Below are 17,340 nucleotides of genomic sequence, written 5' to 3' on the forward strand. Positions count from 1 at the left end.
GAAAAAAGAGATGCCCGGCAGAGACCAGAGCCGCTGCCGGGATGACGCCTTATCCCCGATCGCCCCCAAGCTGTCAAGGAAAACCGCCCCCCTCCCCGCACCGGGAGAGCCCCCGCCGCGGGAAGGCGGGATCCGTCAGCGCCGCCCCACGCGCCGCAGATACCGCGCCGAGGCCCAGCCGGTCTGCCCGCTCTCGTGGCGCACCCGGACCCAATCGCCCAGCGTCTCCATGATCTGCACCCGCGCGCCATGCCGCATCCGCAGGATGATGTCCGCGCGCGACGACGGCGCCGTGCGCAGGTTCAAGAAGCCGTCTCCGGGCGCGTTCACCACCAGGAATTCGCCCGGCTGCGGCGGCCCGCCCCGATCACTGCGGCGATCACCGGACCGCCCCCCATTCCCCCGCCCGGGCGGATCGGCCACCAGATAGCGCCCATGCGCCCAGCCCTCGGCCCCGTCGTCGAGACGCACCCGCAGCCAGGGCCCCGATTCCGACAGAACCCGCACGCGCGTGCCATTGGGCATGCCCATCAGGATACGGGCGTTGGTCGTCGGCCGGCTGCGCAGGTTCAGATAGCCGTCGCGCGGCGAATTCACGTAAAGCTGGCGCAGCACAGGCCGCGGCTCGCGGCGCCGCCCGACGGGGCTAAGATAGGCGATGGGGCCCCATCCGCCCAATCCGCCCTCGATCGACACCAGCAGCCAATCGCCCCGACGCTCATGCACGGTCACTTCCGTGCCCGCCCGCACCGAAACCCGCACCCGGCTGTTCGGGTCGGGATCCGCGCGCAGGTTCAGATAGCCCTGCACCTCGTTCAGCACGATCCGCGTCTCGGCAAGAAGCGGGCCCGCGGGAACAAGAGCCGCCGCCGCGGTCATGGACAAGAAGGCCCTGCGTTTCATCATCATCTCTCCCGAAAGCCAGCGCCGCCGAACCCCGGCAACAGCGCCAGCCTATACCCTTTGGCGCCCCGACAACAGCCGCCCCCGGCACGCGGCATTGCGGCCCTCGGGCCCCGCCGAACGCCCCCTTTCGAGCTGGCACAAATATCCCGGGGGCTGGCGAAGCCAGCGGGGCAGAGCCCCTCTTCGGCGAACACGAACGCCTGCGTCCTTACCCCGCGCCCCCGGCCGCCCCCCAGCGCGCAAGCGCTTCTGCCGGCGTCAGCCGGCGCTGCGCCGATCCCGCGCCAATACGACCCGGCGTCGCGGAAAGGCGCGGCGCCGGCGCGGGCTGGGACAGCCCCTCATGTGTCACGAAGGTTCCGCGCGCGGCGTTCTGGGGGTGCAAGGGCGCCTCGGCCAGGCTCAGCACCGGGGCGACACAGGCATCGGTTGCGGCAAAGACCTCGGCCCAATCATCGCGCCGGCGCGTTGCAAAGCCCCCCGCGAGCCGGGCGCGCAAATCGGGCCAGTTGGCGCGCAGCGCCCGATCGGGCAGCGTGGCCGGATCAAGCCCCAACCCGGCCAGAAGCGCTGTCCAGAATTGCGGCTCGATCGCCCCCACCGCGACATGGCCACCACAGGCGCAAGCGTAAAGCGTGTAGAACGGCGCCGCCCCGTCAAGAAGATTGTTCGCCCGCCGGTCCGACCAGGCCCCCTGCCCGGTCATGCCCCAGATCATCGCCATCAGATGCGCCACGCCATCGGTGATCGCGGCATCGACCACCTGCCCCTGCCCAGTGGCGCGGGCATGGAGAAGCGCGGCCAGGAGACCGAAGGCCAGATAGAGCCCGCCGCCGCCGAAATCGCCCAGCAGGTTGAGCGGGATCGCGGGACGATCAGCCGGCCCGATGGCATGAAGCGCGCCGGTCAGCGCCAGATAGGTGATGTCATGGCCCGCGCGTGGCGCCAGCGGCCCGGTCTGTCCCCAGCCGGTCATGCGGCCATAGACCAGCGCGGGATGGTCGGGGAAATCCCCCGGCCCCAGCCCCAGCCGTTCCATCGCGCCCGGACGCATGCCCTCGATCAGCGCATCGGCGCGCAGGATCAGCGCGCGGGCGGCGGCCTTCCCGTCGGGCGACTTGAGGTCGATCTCGACCACGTCGCGGCCGCGGTCAAGCACATCCTGCGCCAGCCCCAGCACATGCGGCCCGCCCCCCGGCCGCGCGATGCGCAGCACATCGGCGCCCATGTCGGCCAGCAGCATCGCCGTGAAGGGGGTGGGGCCGAGCCCCGAGATCTCGATCACCCGCAGCCCCTGCAAGGGGCCGGTCCTGTCGTCCATCCTGTCTTCTCCGCCTCCCTATTTCCTCCCTCAGGCCGGGGAGGGGCTCTGCCCCGCTGGCTGCGCCAGCCCCCGGGATATTTTGGCCAGTTCGAAGAGGAATGCGAGGCCCAGGGTGTGTGACGTCACGACGCGCGCGGGGGAGCGCGGAGAGGAGATGCGCGCGGCACGTGGGGAGTGCGGCGAAAGCCATGTGGAGGCGACACCCTGCGCGCGGCGGGACAGGGTGGGGCGGGGCGCGGCGCATGGGGAGGCGGGGGCGCCCGGCCGGCGCCTGAGGGATGGGCTCAGCCCGCGGCCTTTTCCTCGAGCGTCAGCCATTCGTCCTCGGCCGCGGAAAGTGCGGCCTGGCGCTCGGCCAGCATCTCGGTGGCCTTGGCGAACTTGACCGGCTCGCGGGTGAAGAGATCGGGGTCCGACAGCAGATCGTTGAGACGCGAGATCTCGTGTTCGAGCTTCTCGATCAGGCCGGGCAATTCCTCGAGGCGGTGCTTTTCGGTGAAGGTCAGGCCCGACTTGCGCGCCGGCGGCGCGGAGGGTTGGGGCGCGGTCTTCTGCGCGGGGGCGGCGATCTTGCGGGCGGCCGGCGCGGCCGGTGCCGGATCGGGGTTGGCCTGCGCGGCCTGGGTGCGGTAATCCGACCAGCCGCCGGCATAGACCGTAGCCTTGCCGTCGCCCTCCATGGCGATGGTGGTGGTGGCCACGCGGTCGATGAAGTCGCGGTCGTGGCTGACCAGAAGCACGGTGCCGTCGTATTCGCCCAGGAGATCCTGGAGCAGGTCCAGCGTCTCGACGTCGAGATCGTTGGTCGGCTCGTCCAGCACCAGCAGGTTCGACGTCCGCGCCATGATCCGCGCCAGCAGGAGCCGCGCGCGTTCGCCCCCCGAAAGCGAGCCGATGGGCGCACGCGCCTGCGCCTCGTCGAAGAGGAAATCCTTGAGATAGCCCACCACATGGCGGGGCTGGCCGCGCACCATCACCTGGTCCGAGCGCCCCGAGACGCGCAGGTCCGGATCACCCGTCATCCCGTCCCAGAGCGTCATCCCCAGATCGAGCGTCGCGCGCGCCTGATCGAAGACCGCCATCTCGACATTGGTGCCCAGCCGGACGCTGCCCTGATCGGGGGCGATCTCGCCGGTCAGCATGCGCAGCAGCGTGGTCTTGCCGATCCCGTTCGGGCCGACGAAGGCGATGCGTTCGCCGCGCATCACGCGCAGATCGAAGGGCCGCAGGATCACCCGGTCGCCAAAGCTCTTGGCGATGCCCTTGGCTTCGATCACCCGCCGCCCCGAGGCCGGACCGCTGTCCAGCTCCATCGCCGCCACGCCCTGACGGCGGATCTGCGCGGCGCGGTCCGAGCGCATCGCATGGAGCGCACGCAGCCGGCCCTGGTTGCGCTTGCGCCGCGCCGAGATCCCCTCGACCGCCCAGCGGGCCTCGGCCTTGATCTTGCGATCGAGCTTGTGGCGGGCTTCGTCCTCCTCGGCCCAGATCCGGTCGCGCCAATCCTCGAAGCCGTCAAAGCCATGTTCGGCGCGCCGCACCTGGCCACGGTCCAGCCACAAGATGCCGCGCCCCAGCGCCCGCAGAAGCGCCCGGTCGTGCGAGATCAGCACGAAGGCGGTGCGGGTGTCGGACAATTCGGCCTCGAGCCAGGCGATGGCCTCGATATCGAGATGGTTGGTCGGCTCGTCGAGCAGCATCAATTCGGGCGCCTCGGCCAGAAGACGCGCCAGCGCCGCGCGCCGTCTCTCGCCGCCCGAGGCCTGCGCCACCGGCGTCTGCGGGTCGAACTTCAGCCCTTCGGCCACCATGTCCACGCGGTAGGCGTCTGCCGGGCCCAGCGTGGCGGCGGCAAAGGCGCCCAGCGTGGCGTGGCCGGTGAAGTCGGGCTCTTGCTCCATGTAGCCCACGCGGGTGCCGGGTGCGAGGGTGCGCGCGCCGCTGTCGGGCTCGATCAGCCCCGCCATCAGCTTCATCAGCGTGGACTTGCCCGAGCCGTTGCGCCCGACAAGAACCAGCCGGTCACCGGGCTGGATGACGAGATCGAGCCCCGAAAAGACCGGGTTGCCGCCGAAGGTCAGCGAGACTTGCGAAAGCTGGAGAAGAGGTGCGCGCGCCATGGCCTGCGAGGTATCGCGGCCGGGGCGGCGGCGTCAATTGCCAAACCGCGGCAGGGCCGTCAGCCGGGGCAGAAATGCTTGGCCAGCTTGAGCCCCTGGCCCTGGTAATTCGACGCGATCGAGCTGCCATAGAGGCTGCGCGGGGCTTCCATCATGCGTTCATAGACCAGCCGCCCCACGACCTGCCCGTGTTCCAGAACGAAGGGCACCTCGTGGCAGCGCACCTCGAGCACGCCCCGCGCGCCGGCGCCCCCCGCCGCCCCGTGGCCGAAGCCCGGATCGAAGAAGCCCGCGTAATGGACGCGGAATTCCCCCACCATGGCCAGGAAGGGCGCCATCTCGGCGGCGTGGTCGGGCGGGATCGTCACCGCCTCGCGCGAGACAAGGATATAGAAGGCGCCGGGGTCGAGGATCAGCCGCCCGTCGCGGGTGCGCAGTTCCTCCCAATATTCGGAAGCCGGGTAATGGCCGATGCGGTCAAGGTCGATCACCCCGGCATGCGGCTTGGCGCGAAAGCCGACGAGATCGCTGTCACCGGGGGCCAGATCGACCGAGAAGCCCAGGCCCGCGTCGATGACCGCCGGGCCGTTGACCAGCGGTTCCTCGGCATGCAGGCGCGCAAGCTCTGCATCGTCCAGCACGGCCCGGCCGCGGCGAAAACGGATCTGGGTCAGCCGCATGCCCGGACGCACCAGCACCGAAAAGGACCGCGGGCAGATCTCGGCGAAGAGCGGGCCGTGATAGCCCTCGGGGATGCGGTCGAATTCGGTGCCGTCATCGGTGATGACGCGGGTCAGCAGGTCCAGCCGCCCGGTCGAGGATTTGGCATTGGCCGCCGCCGACAGCCCTTCGGGCAGCGCCAGGCTTTCCATCAGCGGCACGAGATAGACGCAGCCGCGTTCAAGCACCGCGCCGGGCGCAAGATCCATGCGGTGCATCTCGAATTCGGCCAGCCGGTCCAGGATGCGTTGCCCGCGGCCGGGCAGGAACGAGGCGCGCATCCGATAGGCCACCGCGCCCAGACGCAGATCAAGGCTGGCGGGCTGGATCTGGGCGGGATCGACGGGCGTCGCGGCGGCGATGGCGCCCTCGGCGATCAGCCCCGCGATGCGGTGATCGGGCAGAACTCCCTCGGCCATGGCATCCCCTCCCCTGCGCGGGCCAAGGCCCTGAACGACGAAACCGCCCACCCCGGTGGGGGCAGGCGGTTTTCGAGATGGTCGGGCCGGCGAGATTCGAACTCGCGACCTTCCGCCCCCCAGACGGACGCGCTAACCAGACTGCGCCACGGCCCGACGCGGGCCATATAGAGCGAATGGCCCGGCGGGGGCAAGCGCCAAAACGCATTCGGGCGACAGGAATTTTTCGCCCGCCGCGGGGGCGGCGTCAGAGGCGGGACGATCGCGCGCGGGGAAGCCAGGCCCGGCGCCGTGAAGGTGGCTCGCGCGACCAGGCGAGAGGCGCGCGCGGGGCGGCCGGATACCCGCGCCCGCGCCACGGCGGATCAGGGGCCCCGGCCGCGGGGCGCGCGCGCGCGCGCCGTGGACGTGAAGATTGGGGGCATGAACGTTGGGGGGCGGCGGCAGGCAGACAGGGGCCGCTCAGCCCTCGCCCAGCTCGAGGTGACGCGACAGAAGCCGCAGGCGGCGCATGGCGGCCTCGATGCCGGGCCTGTTCGCGGCGGCGATTGGTGGCTCCTGCGCCAGACGCAGGCGAATCCCCAGCGCGCGGCTGGGCGGCGCCGGCAGGGGCGCGCGGCGCCTGGGCCTGTCGTGTGCGTCAGGCGCAGGAGACGGGGCTTCGGGAGACGGGGCGTCGGGGGGGGCCTCGGCCCCTTCCGTTGCGATTGCGTCCGGCGCGGCATCGCCGGCGTCCAGGGCGGCTTCGGACCCGTCTTCCCTCTCCAGCTTTTCCCCGGCCAGGGCATCCCCGGCCAAGTCTTCCTCGGCCAGCGCCCCGTCAGCCACGGTCGCCTCGATACGCGCGGCAGGATCGGGTTCGGCCGCGGCCCCGGCCAGCGCCGGGCTGGGCAGATGGTCCATGCCGGGGACCGCATCGGAGTCGGCGCCGGGGGCCGGGTCTTCCGCGCCGCGGGCGAACACCGCGTCTGCCGGCACCGCGGCGGTGTCGGGGGGGGACGTGTCCTGCACCATGGCCTCCTCTGCCGGCAGATCGCCGACGCCCTCGGCCGGGGCCGCGCTCTCGGCGCGCGCCAGCGCCTGCATCACCGCCGCCGTATCGGGAATATCGAGCCCCGCCACCCCCTGCTCCACCGATCCGGGCGCGAGGGTTCTGGGCCCCATGGTTCCGGGGCCGGCAGGCCATGTCGGCGCCGCCGGGGCCGCCGCCGCATCGCCGAAAAGATCAAGCTGCGCGGGCTCCTCGGCGTCGCCCTCGGCCCCGGACGAAGCGGCGTCTGCGGGCGCGTCAGAGGGGGCGGGGTCACCTTGCGGGGGGGGCGTCGGCTGCGCAGGCGCGCCCGTTTCGGGGGGGGCGCTCTTTGGGGCGCCCGCTGCGGGGCCAGGGGCGTCCGGCGCGGGCGCATCTTCCGAGGGCTCGGGTCGGGCACGGACGGCACGGCGACCGCGCGGCGGCACGGCGGCCCCTCCGTGGGACGGATCGGCGGCCAGGATGTCCTCGCCGGTCAGGCCGGCGGCGTCGATGACCGCCTGTATCCCCTGTTCGCGCAGGATCTTCTGCACGCCGCGGATCGTCAGCCCCTGCTCATGCAAGAGCCGCTTGATCGCCGCCAGAAGCAGGATGTCGCCGGGCCGGTAATAGCGCCGCCCCCCCGCCCGCTTGACCGGGCGCACCTGGGTGAACCTGCTTTCCCAGAACCGCAGCACATGCGCGGGCGTGTTCAACGCCTCGGCGACCTCGCTGATCGTGCGGAACGCATCGGCCGCCTTCGGCATCGGTCAGTCCCTAGTCCTTGTTGCCGGCGGCAACACGGTCCTTCATCAGGTGAGAGGGGCGGAACGACAGCACCCGCCGCGGCGAGATCGGAACCTCTTCGCCGGTCTTGGGATTGCGCCCCATGCGCGAGGATTTCTCGCGCACGCTGAAGGTGCCGAAGGACGAGATCTTGACCGTCTCGCCCCGCACCAGCGCATCAGACATGTGTTGCAGGACCGACTCGACCAGTTGCGCGGATTCGTTGCGCGAAAGTCCGACCTCGCGGAACACCGCTTCGGACAGGTCCATCCGCGTTAACGTTTTGGAACTCATCGCTTTCCCCCCGAGAGCACGCCGCAAGGATGGGGATTTCACGGCATCGAGTCAAGAACGGCTCAAGCCGCGCCGTTGCTTTTTGCAAAGCCCCGGGGGGCGGTGCCTACCAGCGCAGCACCACGGCGCCCCAGGTCAGCCCGCCGCCGATGGCTTCGGTCACCAGAAGGTCGCCCGGCTTGATCTGACCGCGGTCGCGCCCGACCGACAGCGCCAGGGGAATCGACGCCGCCGAAGTGTTGCCGTGGTCCTGCACGGTGACGACGACACGCTCCATCGGCACCTGCATCCGCTGCGCGGTGGCCGAGATGATGCGCAGATTGGCCTGATGCGGCACGATCCAGTCGATGTCGGCGCCCGACAGGCCGATGCTGGCCAGCGCGGCATGCGCGGACTCTGCCAGTTTCTCGACCGCGTGACGGAAGACGGAATTGCCCTGCATGCGCAGATGGCCCGTCGTGCCCGTGGTCGAGGCGCCGCCGTCGACATAGAGAAGCTCGCGGTGGCGGCCGTCGGCATGCAGATCGCAGGCCAGGATGCCACGATCCTCGGGCGTGCCGGTGCCCTCGGCGGCCTCGAGGACCAGCGCGCCCGCGCCGTCGCCGAACAGCACGCAGGTGCCGCGATCGGTCCAGTCCATCAGCCGCGAGAAGGTCTCGGCCCCGATCACCAGGATGCGTTTCGACTGCCCCGAGACGATCAGCGCATTGGCCGTGGTCAGCGCATAGACGAACCCGGCGCAGACCGCCTGCACGTCGAAGGCCAGCGCGCCGGTGGCGCCCAGCTCGCCCTGCACCATCGAGGCGACCGAAGGGAAGGTGTAATCGGGCGTCGAGGTAGCGACCAGCACCGCGTCGATCTGATCCGCCGTCACCCCGGCATCCGCCAGCGCCGCGCGCGCCGCGGCCACCGCCAGCATCGAGGTGGTCTCGCCCTCGGCGGCGATATGGCGCCGTTCGATCCCGGTGCGGCTGCGGATCCATTCGTCGGTGGTGTCGAGCGTGGCCTCGAAGGCGGCGTTCTCGACCACGCGTTCGGGCAGGTAATGGCCGACGCCGGCAACCCTTGCGCGAATTGTCATTTGCCCGTCCCGGCCGCAGCCTTGGCCGCCGCGGCCGCCATGGCATCGGCCGCCCCCGCGACGCGGGCCGCCAGACGCGTGCTGAATTCCGAGCGCGCCAGCTGCACCGCCAGTTCCAGCGCCGCGGCAACGCCGGTTCCGTCCGACGCGCCATGCGATTTGACGACCGTGCCGTTCAGCCCCAGGAACACGCCGCCGTTCACCCGGCGCGGGTCCATGCGCTTGCGCAGCCGGCGAATCACGCCCAGCGACACCAGCGCGGCCAGACGCGACAGCGGCGTGGCCTTGTAGCTGGCGCGCAGCATGTCGGCGACCAGACGCGCCGTGCCCTCGCCGGTCTTGAGCGCGACATTGCCGGTGAAGCCGTCGGTGACGATCACGTCCACGCGGTCGGAGGGCAGGTCCGAGCCCTCGACGAAGCCCACGCAGTCGAACTGGCCGGCCTCGGCCACATCCGAGATCATGTCGAGCGCCTGACGCAGCTCGGCCCGGCCCTTGTGCTCTTCGGTGCCGACATTCATCACGCCCACCCGCGGGCGCGCCACATCCAGACCGTTGCGGGCATAGGAAACGCCCATCAGCGCATATTGCAGCAGGTCGTTGGCCTCGGCCTTCACATCGGCGCCCACGTCCAGCATGACGTTGAAGCCCGCCGGGTTGCGCGACGGCCACAGGCAGGCGATCGCCGGACGGTTGACGCCGGGCAGCCGGCGCAGACGCAGGACCGACAGCGCCATCAGCGCGCCGGTATTGCCGCAGGACACCACCACGGTGGCCTCGCCGCTGCGCACGGCCTCGATGGCCGACCACATCGACGTGCCCTCGCCATGCCGCATCACCTGGCTGGGCCTGTCGTCCATGGTGACGACCCCGTCGCAGGGGCGGATGGTGACGCGATCTTCAAGCTTGTAGCGTTGCACCAGGCGCGTCAGGTCCAGCGACCGGCCATGCAGCAGGAACTGCACGTCGGACATGGACTGGGCCACCTTGGCAACGCCCGCGACAACGGCCGCGGGGCCCAGATCGCCGCCCATCGCATCGACCGACAGGACGACATGGGACGTGGGAGCGGCCGCCGGTGCGTCGACCGCCGCGGTTTCGGATACGGATGTGTCCTGCATGGCGCGGCGCCCTCCCGGGCTTTACGCCGCGTCGTCGTCCAGATCGGCCTCGTCGGCCCGAGCGATCACTTCGCGGTCATCGTAATGGCCGCAGGCGCCGCAGACGTGATGCGGGCGCTTCAGTTCGCCGCAATTGGGGCATTCAGCCGGGTTCGACGCCACCAGCGCATCATGGGCGCGGCGCATGTTACGGCGGGAACGGGTGACTCGGTTCTGCGGAACGGCCATGTTTCAACCTCGGTTGTCTGGGGGCGAAAGCCCGGATTTCGATAGGGGCGAAGGCCCTGATTTCACTGGGGTTTCGGACACTGGACCGCAGGGGGTGCCGGGTGTGAACCCATCATCTCGTAGAGGCCGGGAACATACTTGGATTCTGTCCCCGCGCAAGCCCTTATTTGGGCCTTTTTTCCTGTGCCGGCGGGGCTTCGCGCGCCCTCACTCCTCGGGCGTGTCCGTGCCGCGCCCGCCCAGCAGCTTGTCCAGCCCGGCAAAGGGGCGGATCGTCTCGGCGGTCATCGGCGCGGCACCGGGCGGCGCGGCCTGAAGCGTGCCGATCTCGCTGCCCGGCGCGCGCGGAAAGAGCGGCAGCGCCAGTTCCAGCGCCTCGAGCATCACCGCGCCCAGGTCGATCGTCTCGCCCAGAAGCTCGGCGTCGGTGTCCTCGGGCATCTCGACCTCGCCGCCGGGCAGATCGGGCATCCGCTCGACAAAGCGGCGATGCACGCGCTCGGCCAGCCGCGTGCGCACCGGCACCAGCGTCACCGCACAGGGCTGGACAACCTCGGCCGTCATCTCGGCCGACAGCTCCCAGTCGCCGCGCCCCGCGGGCGAAAGCTGCCCCTTGAGGCGCAGGCCCTTCAGCCCGTCGAGATCAAGCCAGGCGGCAATGGCGGCGCAATCCTCGGCCGAGGGCGCAAGATCAAAGCGCGTGGGCTTGCGCGCGGCCAGCTCGGCGGGGCGCAGCGGATGCGTGAACGGCAGGGGATCGGCGGCATCGGACATGGCACGAGGTCTCCGGGAAACAGAACGGCTGGAATGGCGAACGGGCGCGACGGATCGGGGCCCAAGGCGCCCTGCCCCGCCCCTTCGGGACGATGCGCCGGCCCTTCGGGACGATGCAGCCGGCCCCCGCGCCGCTTCGCGGGCCGCCGCAGGGCGCTGCGAAACCGGAAAAGACGTGGCCTTGCCGCCTTTTGCATCCTTGAGAGCCGGGCAGAGGTGATGTAAGCGGGATACGAGCCCGAGCACGACAACACAAGGGGATTTCGCGTGAGCATCCGGCCCACCCGCCGCAAGGCGTTGATCATGGCACTGGCCCTGATTGCGCAAGCCGGCTGCACCCCGGTCTACCAGAATCACGGCTATGTGCCCTCGGACGAGGATCTGGCCCTTCTGGAAGTGGGACGTGACACGCGCCAGGACGTGGCCTTCCTTGTCGGGCGGCCGTCCTCGGCCGGCCTGCTGGAAGGGTCGGGCTGGTATTACGTGGGCTCGCGCTGGGAACACAAGGGCGCCCGCGCCCCCGTCGAGATCGACCGCCAGGTGGTGGCCATCTCCTTCGACGACGACGGCACGATCGAGAACATCGAACGCTTCGGTCTTCAGGATGGTCAGGTCGTGGCCCTGTCGCGGCGCGTGACCGACAGCAACATCAAGGGCATTGGCCTGTTGCGCCAGATCTTCGGCAGCCTGGGCCGGATCTCGGCCGACCAGCTGTTCTCGGATTGATCGACGGCCAGGGACGGGTCGACCGAGGGGGAAGGCCGCGCGGGATATCCCGCGCGGGCCCTGTTCCGCCGCGAGCCCGCCCCTGCGCGGCCCCGTTCCGCCGCGGCTCAGTCCTCCTGGCCCTCAAGCGCGACCCCGTTGATGCAATAGCGCAGCCCCGTCGGGCGCGGCCCGTCGTTGAAGACATGGCCCAGATGCGCCCCGCAGCCCGAACAGACGACCTCGGTACGGATCATGCCATGGCTCAGGTCGGTGCGCTCGGCCACCGCGCCCTCGGCCGCGGGCGCCGAAAAGGACGGCCAGCCGCAGCCCGATTCGAACTTGTCGGCGCGGGTGAACAGTTCGGTGCCGCAGCAGACGCAGCGAAACCGCCGGGCCGAGGCCGGAAACCCCGGATGCGAGAACGGCGGCTCGGTCGCGGCCTCCTGGGTGACCTTGAGCGCCAGCGGCGACAACCGGGCCTTCAGCTCGGCCGGGTCGGGGCGGCGGGCAAACCGGGGGTTATCCTTTTGTCGCATGGGCGCTGCTTCCCTCCTTCGCGGGGCTGTCATAAAGTCTTGGCAGAAGATGCGCGAAACGCGCGGCGCACCACCATATAGGGGGCCTGCGGCGCGCGGCCAGTCCGGGCGCCGACCCGGCCGGGCAAGGCCATCGGCCGGACCGCTCCGGCCGGTATCGCGCAGACGAGAACGGGAGGCGCCTGAAGATGCTGTCGCTGCTCAAGGGTCGCTATCGTGCCCGCATTGCCGAAACGCCCGGCGATATCCGTGCCGCCCAGCGCCTGCGCTGGCTGGCTTTCGTGGCCCAGCGCCGCGACGCGCCGCTTCCCCCCGACGACGGCCCCGAGATCGACGCCGACGCATTCGACGCGATCTGCCGGCATGTGCTGATCGAGGATGCGCGCGGCACGCTGGTGGCCTGTTTCCGGCTGCTACCGCTGGCCGGCGGGCGCGAGATCGGGCGCAGCTATTCGGCGCAATATTACGAGCTGGGCGCGCTGGCCGATTACCCCGGCCGCATGGTCGAGATGGGCCGGTTCTGCCTGCGGCCGGGCGTGCATGACCCCGACATCCTGCGCGTGGCCTGGGGGGCGATGACCCGCTTCGTCGATGCCGAGAAGGTCGAGATGCTGTTTGGCTGTTCGTCCTTCATGGGCACCGAGCCCGAGACCTATCTCGATGCCTTTGCCATGCTGCGCGAACGCCATCTGGCGCCCAAGCGCTGGCTGCCGCGGGTGAAGGCGCCGCATGTGTTCCGCTTTGCGCGCAAGCTGCGCGACCGCAAGCCCGACGCCAAGCGCGCCATGATCCACATGCCGCCGCTCCTGCGCTCGTATCTGCTGATGGGGGGCTGGGTGTCCGATCATGCGGTCGTGGACCGTCAGCTGGACACGCTGCATGTCTTCACCGGACTCGAGATCGCCGCGATCCCGCCTGCCCGCGCGCGCGCCTTGCGCGAAGTGGCGGGCTGAGCGCCCCCGCGTCCGCCCTCTCCCGTGCCAGCCGCGCCCGGCCCGCGTCTCAGGCCGCGCCCGCGGCCACCTGCGCCTCGACCGCGTGGTTCCGCGCATCCAGCTTGAGCCGGGTCTCGAAGGCCTTGGAGATATGCGCCCGCAGCGCCGTCCCCGCGGCATCGGCGTCGCCCGCGGCAATCGCATCGACAATCGCCTGGTGCTCGGCCAGCGCCGTGCTGCCCCGCCCCTCGGCCGCCAGCGAAGTGGTCGCCAGCAGCGCCATCGAGCGGTGCACCATGTCAAGCTGCTGGACCAGATAGCGGTTGTGCGAGGCCAGATGCAGCTGCTTGTGGAACCGCCGGTTGGCCCGCGCCAGCGTCGAGGGCTGATCGAGGATCGCGTAATCCTCCGCGATCATGTCATTGAGAACCTTGACCTCCTCGGGGGTGGCATGGCGCGCCGCCAGCCGCGCGGCCAGCGCCTCGAGCTCGGCGCGCACGACATAGAGTTCGGCCAGCTGGTTGTGATCGAGCGAGGCCACGATCAGCGAGCGCCCGTCGCGCGCCAGCATCGCCTGCGTCTCGAGCCGCTGGAGCGCCTCGCGCACCGGCGTGCGCGACACGCCGAACCGCTCGGCCAGCTCCGATTCCACCAGCCGGTCGCCGGGGCGATAGATGCCCGCGTCGATGGCCTCGATGATCAAGGTATAGGCGTCTTTCTGCATTCCGGGGCTCCGGGCGGCGATGAGGCGACGGGGAACGGCATGACCTGCGCGCCGACCTCGGCACACAATGGCATACAAAGCCTAAAGGAATGACAGGGCGATGACAAGCGGAACTGCGACATTCCGTCCGCAAGCCCCGATGCCCCCCGGATGCGCCCCCCGATGCGCCGCATTCAAATGCAAGCGGCCCGCCCCCTTCCAGAGACGGACCTTCGAGACAGGGCGGGCCGACCGGGCGGGCCGGGCGCATCCCCCGGCCGCTGGGCGGGCGGCGTTACGCGGCCGCGACGCGGCGCACGCGGATCACGACATCGACGCGCGTGACCTCGGCGCCTTCGGGGGCGCTGGGCAGGCGCGCGATCTCGAGATCCTCGACCGGGGCGTCGGTGATCTCGGAGCTGTCTTCCCAGAAGTAATGCGGGTGGTCGTCCATCCGCGTATCGAAATAGGAGCGCGTCCCGTCGACGGTGATCTCGTGCATGAGGCCGACATCGCAGAAGGCGCGCAACGTGTTGTAGACGGTGGCCAGCGACACCCCCTCGCCCGCGTCACGGGCGGCGGCGTGCAGCATTTCGGCGGTGACATGGCGGTTATGCCCGTCGCCGACCAGAAGGCGCGCCAGCGCGAGCCGCTGCCGGGTCGGACGCAGACCGGCCGAGGCCAGCCATTTGTGCCCGCGTTCCTGTGCAATCGTTTTCATGCCGACATCTCCTTGAACGCGAAGAAGTATAAACTGCGTTGCGCGCCTCGATCAATCGGCACAATGTCGCCCCACGCTCACATGGGCGCAAGCCCTAAGTAAAATGCTCATGATTTCCCTGGCGTGAAAAGCGCATGCCCCTTCGCAATCCCGTGGCGCCCGCGCGGCGCCAGCGACACGCCCCCGTCCCGGATGCGACCGCTGCCGTCAATGGGCCAGCGGCGTCAGGGGCTTGCGCCGCCGCGCCGCGGCCGTTGCCCTTGCGTGGGATCGCGGGCCGGTGCTAGAGGGGGCGGACCATCACATCTGCGGGAGGAACGGGCCAAGATGTCCACATATCCGACGTATTTCGACCGTGACGCGCTGCTGGCCTGTGCGCGCGGAGAGCTGTTCGGACCGGGCAATGCCCAGCTGCCCGCGCCGCCCATGCTGATGATGGACCGCATCACCGAGATCTCGGGCGACGGCGGGCTGCACGGCAAGGGCCATGTGGTCGCCGAATTCGACATCACGCCCGAGCTGTGGTTCTTCGACTGCCACTTCCCCGGCAACCCGATCATGCCGGGCTGCCTGGGGCTCGACGGGCTGTGGCAGCTGACCGGCTTCAATCTGGGCTGGCGTGGCTGGCCGGGCCGGGGCTATGCTCTGGGCGTGGGCGAGGTCAAGCTGACCGGCATGGTGCGCCCCGATCGCAAGATGCTGACCTACAAGGTTGATTTCACCAAGGCCGTGCAGACCCGCCGCCTGACGATGGGTGTTGCCGACGGCATCGTCGAAGCCGACGGCGAGGTCATCTATCAGGTCAAGGACATGAAGGTCGCGCTCTCCGAGAGCTGACCCCCGCACATCAGGGAGGCCAATATGCGCCGCGTCGTCATCACCGGGCTGGGGATCGTCTCGCCCATCGGCAATTCTGCCGCCGAAGTCACCGAAAGCCTGCGGACGGGCCGTTCGGGCATCGTCTTTGCCCCCGAATATGCCGAGCGGGGCTTTCGCAGCCAGGTCAAGGGCGAGCTGAACATCACCCTCGAGGATCACATCGACAAGCGCGACCTGCGCTTCATGGGGCGCGGCGCGGCCTATAACTTCCTGTCGATGCAACAGGCGATCGCCGATTCGGGCCTTGAGCCGGGCGACGTGTCGAACCCGCGCACCGGCCTCATCACCGGCTCGGGCGGGCCCTCGACCTCGAACTTCTTCGAGGCCCACCGCATCGTCGTCGAGAAGGGCAGCCCCAAGCGCATGGGCCCGTTCATGGTCACGCGCTGCATGTCCTCGACCAACTCGGCGTGCCTGGCCACGCCCTTCAAGATCAAGGGCGTGAACTATTCGATCACCTCGGCCTGCTCGACCTCGGCGCATTGCATCGGCAACGCCGCCGAGCTGATCCAGATGGGCAAGCAGGACGTGATCTTCGCCGGCGGCGGCGAAGAACTGGACTGGACGCTGAGCTGCCTGTTCGACGCGATGGGCGCGATGTCGTCGAAATACAACGACACCCCCGGCACCGCGAGCCGCGCCTTCGACGCCACCCGTGACGGCTTTGTCATCGCCGGCGGCGGCGGTGTCGTCGTCCTCGAGGAGCTGGAACACGCCAGGGCGCGCGGCGCCAGGATCTATGCCGAGGTCACCGGCTATGGCGCCACCTCGGACGGCCACGACATGGTGGCGCCGTCGGGCGAAGGCGGCGAACGCTCGATGCGGCTGGCGCTGGACACCCTGCCCGAGGGCCGCAAGATCACCTACATCAACGCGCATGGCACCTCGACCGTGGCCGGCGACGTGACCGAGGTCGAAGCCATCCGCCGCATCTTCGGCGAAGGCAACGTGCCGCCGATCTCGTCAACCAAGTCGCTGACCGGGCACAGCCTGGGCGCCACCGGCGTGCACGAGACGATCTATTCGCTTTTGATGATGCAGCACGGCTTCATCGCGGCTTCGGCCAATATCACCCAGCTCGACCCCGCGATCCGTCCCGACGAGATCGCCACCGAGCTGCGTGAGGGTGTCGAGCACGATACCGTCCTGTCCAACAGCTTCGGCTTCGGCGGCACCAACGCCACGCTGATGCTGAGCAAGTTCCACGAGTAAGGCAAGGGTCATGGCAGATCTGATGAAGGGCAAGCGCGGCCTCGTGATGGGGGTCGCCAACGAACGCTCGATTGCCTGGGGCATCGCCAGGGCGCTGGCCGAGGAAGGCGCGGAACTGGCGTTCTCCTATCAGGGCGAGGCCTTCGGCAAGCGCGTCGAGCCGCTGGCCGCCTCGGTCGGATCGTCCCTGCTGGTCGATGTCGACGTGAACGACGACGCCTCGCTTGATGCGGCCTTCCAGCGTCTGAAGGACGAATGGGGCAGCATGGATTTCCTGATCCATGCCATCGCCTATTCCGACAAGAACGAGCTGTCCGGCCGGTTCATCCACACCACGCGCGAGAATTTCAAGAATTCGCTCTCGATCTCGTGCTTCTCGTTCATCGACGTGGCCCGCCGCGCCAGCGAGATGATGCCCGAGGGCGGCAGCCTGGTCACGCTGACCTATGGCGGCTCGAACCGGGTGACGCCGTTCTACAACGTGATGGGCGTGGCCAAGGCGGCACTGGAAAGTGCGGTGCGCTATCTGGCCAATGACCTGGGCCCGCAGGGCGTGCGCGTCAATGCGATCAGCCCCGGCCCGATGAAGACGCTGGCCGGGGCCGCCATCGGGGGCGCGCGCAAGACCTATCGCCACACCGAGGCCAATGCGCCGCTGCGCCAGAACGCCACGCTCGAGGCCGTGGGCGGCGCGGCGGTGTTCCTGTGCTCGGATCACGGGGCCTGCACCACGGGCGACGTGCTGATGGTCGATTGCGGCTATCATGTGTTGGGCATGCCCCAGCCCGACAACATCTAGGCCCTGGCATCTGAAGCTTGGCCGCCTGGGCCTTCGGAAACGACAAAGGGGACGGCACCTGCGCG

General features: G+C 69.8%; 18 protein-coding genes and 1 tRNA gene. 5 read left to right on the top strand and 14 right to left on the bottom strand.

The window, feature by feature from the left end; all coding sequences use genetic code 11:
* Window positions 1-135: 135 nt before the first annotated feature.
* The 11 genes from BW949_RS01085 to BW949_RS01135 form a co-directional block, all read right to left on the bottom strand.
* Entirely contained in the window at window positions 136-903 is a 768-nt protein-coding gene (locus BW949_RS01085) for an SH3 domain-containing protein (RefSeq protein WP_159440030.1), read from the bottom strand.
* A gap of 211 nt (window positions 904-1,114) precedes the next feature.
* Entirely contained in the window at window positions 1,115-2,227 is a 1,113-nt protein-coding gene (locus BW949_RS01090; protein WP_076363082.1) for a CaiB/BaiF CoA transferase family protein, read from the bottom strand.
* Between the two features lie 287 nt (window positions 2,228-2,514).
* Window positions 2,515-4,350: an ABC-F family ATP-binding cassette domain-containing protein gene (locus BW949_RS01095; RefSeq protein WP_076363083.1), complete on the bottom strand. Its 1,836-nt coding sequence runs from the start codon at window positions 4,348-4,350 to the stop codon at window positions 2,515-2,517.
* A 59-nt stretch (window positions 4,351-4,409) separates the two neighbouring features.
* Complete coding sequence (locus BW949_RS01100) at window positions 4,410-5,489, bottom strand: 2'-deoxycytidine 5'-triphosphate deaminase (RefSeq protein WP_076363084.1); 1,080 nt, start codon at window positions 5,487-5,489, stop codon at window positions 4,410-4,412.
* Between the two features lie 78 nt (window positions 5,490-5,567).
* Window positions 5,568-5,645: transfer RNA gene (locus BW949_RS01105), tRNA-Pro, on the bottom strand.
* Window positions 5,646-5,951: 306 nt separating this feature from the next.
* A complete protein-coding gene (locus BW949_RS17275) occupies window positions 5,952-7,265 on the bottom strand; it encodes a MerR family transcriptional regulator (RefSeq protein ID WP_076363085.1) in 1,314 nt (437 codons plus the stop codon).
* Between the two features lie 10 nt (window positions 7,266-7,275).
* Window positions 7,276-7,578, bottom strand: coding sequence for an integration host factor subunit alpha (gene ihfA / locus BW949_RS01115; RefSeq protein ID WP_076363086.1), 303 nt, complete (start codon window positions 7,576-7,578; stop codon window positions 7,276-7,278).
* Between the two features lie 106 nt (window positions 7,579-7,684).
* Window positions 7,685-8,659 carry a beta-ketoacyl-ACP synthase III gene (locus tag BW949_RS01120; RefSeq protein ID WP_076363087.1) on the bottom strand — a complete coding sequence of 325 codons (975 nt, stop codon included), beginning with the start codon at window positions 8,657-8,659 and terminating at the stop codon, window positions 7,685-7,687.
* Entirely contained in the window at window positions 8,656-9,780 is a 1,125-nt protein-coding gene (gene plsX, locus BW949_RS01125) for a phosphate acyltransferase PlsX (RefSeq protein WP_076363088.1), read from the bottom strand. The genes BW949_RS01120 and plsX overlap by 4 nt, the downstream gene beginning before the upstream one ends.
* A 21-nt stretch (window positions 9,781-9,801) precedes the next feature.
* Window positions 9,802-10,008 (bottom strand): 50S ribosomal protein L32, encoded by a 207-nt coding sequence (gene rpmF / locus BW949_RS01130; protein ID WP_076363089.1) that lies wholly within the window; start codon window positions 10,006-10,008, stop codon window positions 9,802-9,804.
* A 207-nt stretch (window positions 10,009-10,215) separates the two neighbouring features.
* Complete coding sequence (locus BW949_RS01135) at window positions 10,216-10,782, bottom strand: YceD family protein (protein WP_076363090.1); 567 nt, start codon at window positions 10,780-10,782, stop codon at window positions 10,216-10,218.
* Window positions 10,783-11,085: 303 nt separating this feature from the next.
* Between BW949_RS01135 and BW949_RS01140 the strand changes: the two genes are divergently transcribed.
* Entirely contained in the window at window positions 11,086-11,508 is a 423-nt protein-coding gene (locus tag BW949_RS01140) for an outer membrane protein assembly factor BamE (RefSeq protein ID WP_083947571.1), read from the top strand.
* A 107-nt stretch (window positions 11,509-11,615) separates the two neighbouring features.
* On the opposite strand, the gene msrB is transcribed toward BW949_RS01140, so the two are convergent.
* The gene (gene msrB / locus BW949_RS01145; protein WP_076363091.1) at window positions 11,616-12,026 is read right to left on the bottom strand and encodes a peptide-methionine (R)-S-oxide reductase MsrB; all 411 of its coding nucleotides are present in this window, start codon (window positions 12,024-12,026) and stop codon (window positions 11,616-11,618) included.
* A 188-nt stretch (window positions 12,027-12,214) separates the two neighbouring features.
* On the opposite strand from msrB, the gene BW949_RS01150 reads away from it, so the two are divergent.
* A complete protein-coding gene (locus tag BW949_RS01150; RefSeq protein WP_076363092.1) occupies window positions 12,215-12,979 on the top strand; it encodes a GNAT family N-acetyltransferase in 765 nt (254 codons plus the stop codon).
* Window positions 12,980-13,028: 49 nt separating this feature from the next.
* Here the strand turns inward: BW949_RS01150 and BW949_RS01155 are convergent, their stop codons facing one another.
* Entirely contained in the window at window positions 13,029-13,685 is a 657-nt protein-coding gene (locus BW949_RS01155; RefSeq protein ID WP_076363093.1) for a GntR family transcriptional regulator, read from the bottom strand.
* Window positions 13,686-13,959: 274 nt separating this feature from the next.
* A complete protein-coding gene (gene irr / locus BW949_RS01160; protein ID WP_076363094.1) occupies window positions 13,960-14,385 on the bottom strand; it encodes a Fur family transcriptional regulator Irr in 426 nt (141 codons plus the stop codon).
* A gap of 327 nt (window positions 14,386-14,712) precedes the next feature.
* Between irr and fabA the strand changes: the two genes are divergently transcribed.
* Genes fabA through BW949_RS01175 form a run of 3 tightly spaced genes read left to right on the top strand, consistent with a single transcriptional unit; the run spans window position 14,713 to window position 17,275 of the window.
* Entirely contained in the window at window positions 14,713-15,222 is a 510-nt protein-coding gene (gene fabA, locus BW949_RS01165; RefSeq protein WP_076363095.1) for a bifunctional 3-hydroxydecanoyl-ACP dehydratase/trans-2-decenoyl-ACP isomerase, read from the top strand.
* A 24-nt stretch (window positions 15,223-15,246) separates the two neighbouring features.
* On the top strand, window positions 15,247-16,476 hold the full coding sequence (gene fabB / locus BW949_RS01170) for a beta-ketoacyl-ACP synthase I (RefSeq protein ID WP_076363096.1): 1,230 nt from the start codon (window positions 15,247-15,249) through the stop codon (window positions 16,474-16,476).
* Window positions 16,477-16,486: 10 nt separating this feature from the next.
* On the top strand, window positions 16,487-17,275 hold the full coding sequence (locus BW949_RS01175; protein ID WP_076363097.1) for an enoyl-ACP reductase FabI: 789 nt from the start codon (window positions 16,487-16,489) through the stop codon (window positions 17,273-17,275).
* The last annotated feature ends 65 nt before the right edge of the window (window positions 17,276-17,340 follow it).

Origin of the sequence: Phaeovulum vinaykumarii (assembly GCF_900156695.1) — a bacterium.
Classification (GTDB): domain Bacteria; phylum Pseudomonadota; class Alphaproteobacteria; order Rhodobacterales; family Rhodobacteraceae; genus Bieblia_A; species Bieblia_A vinaykumarii.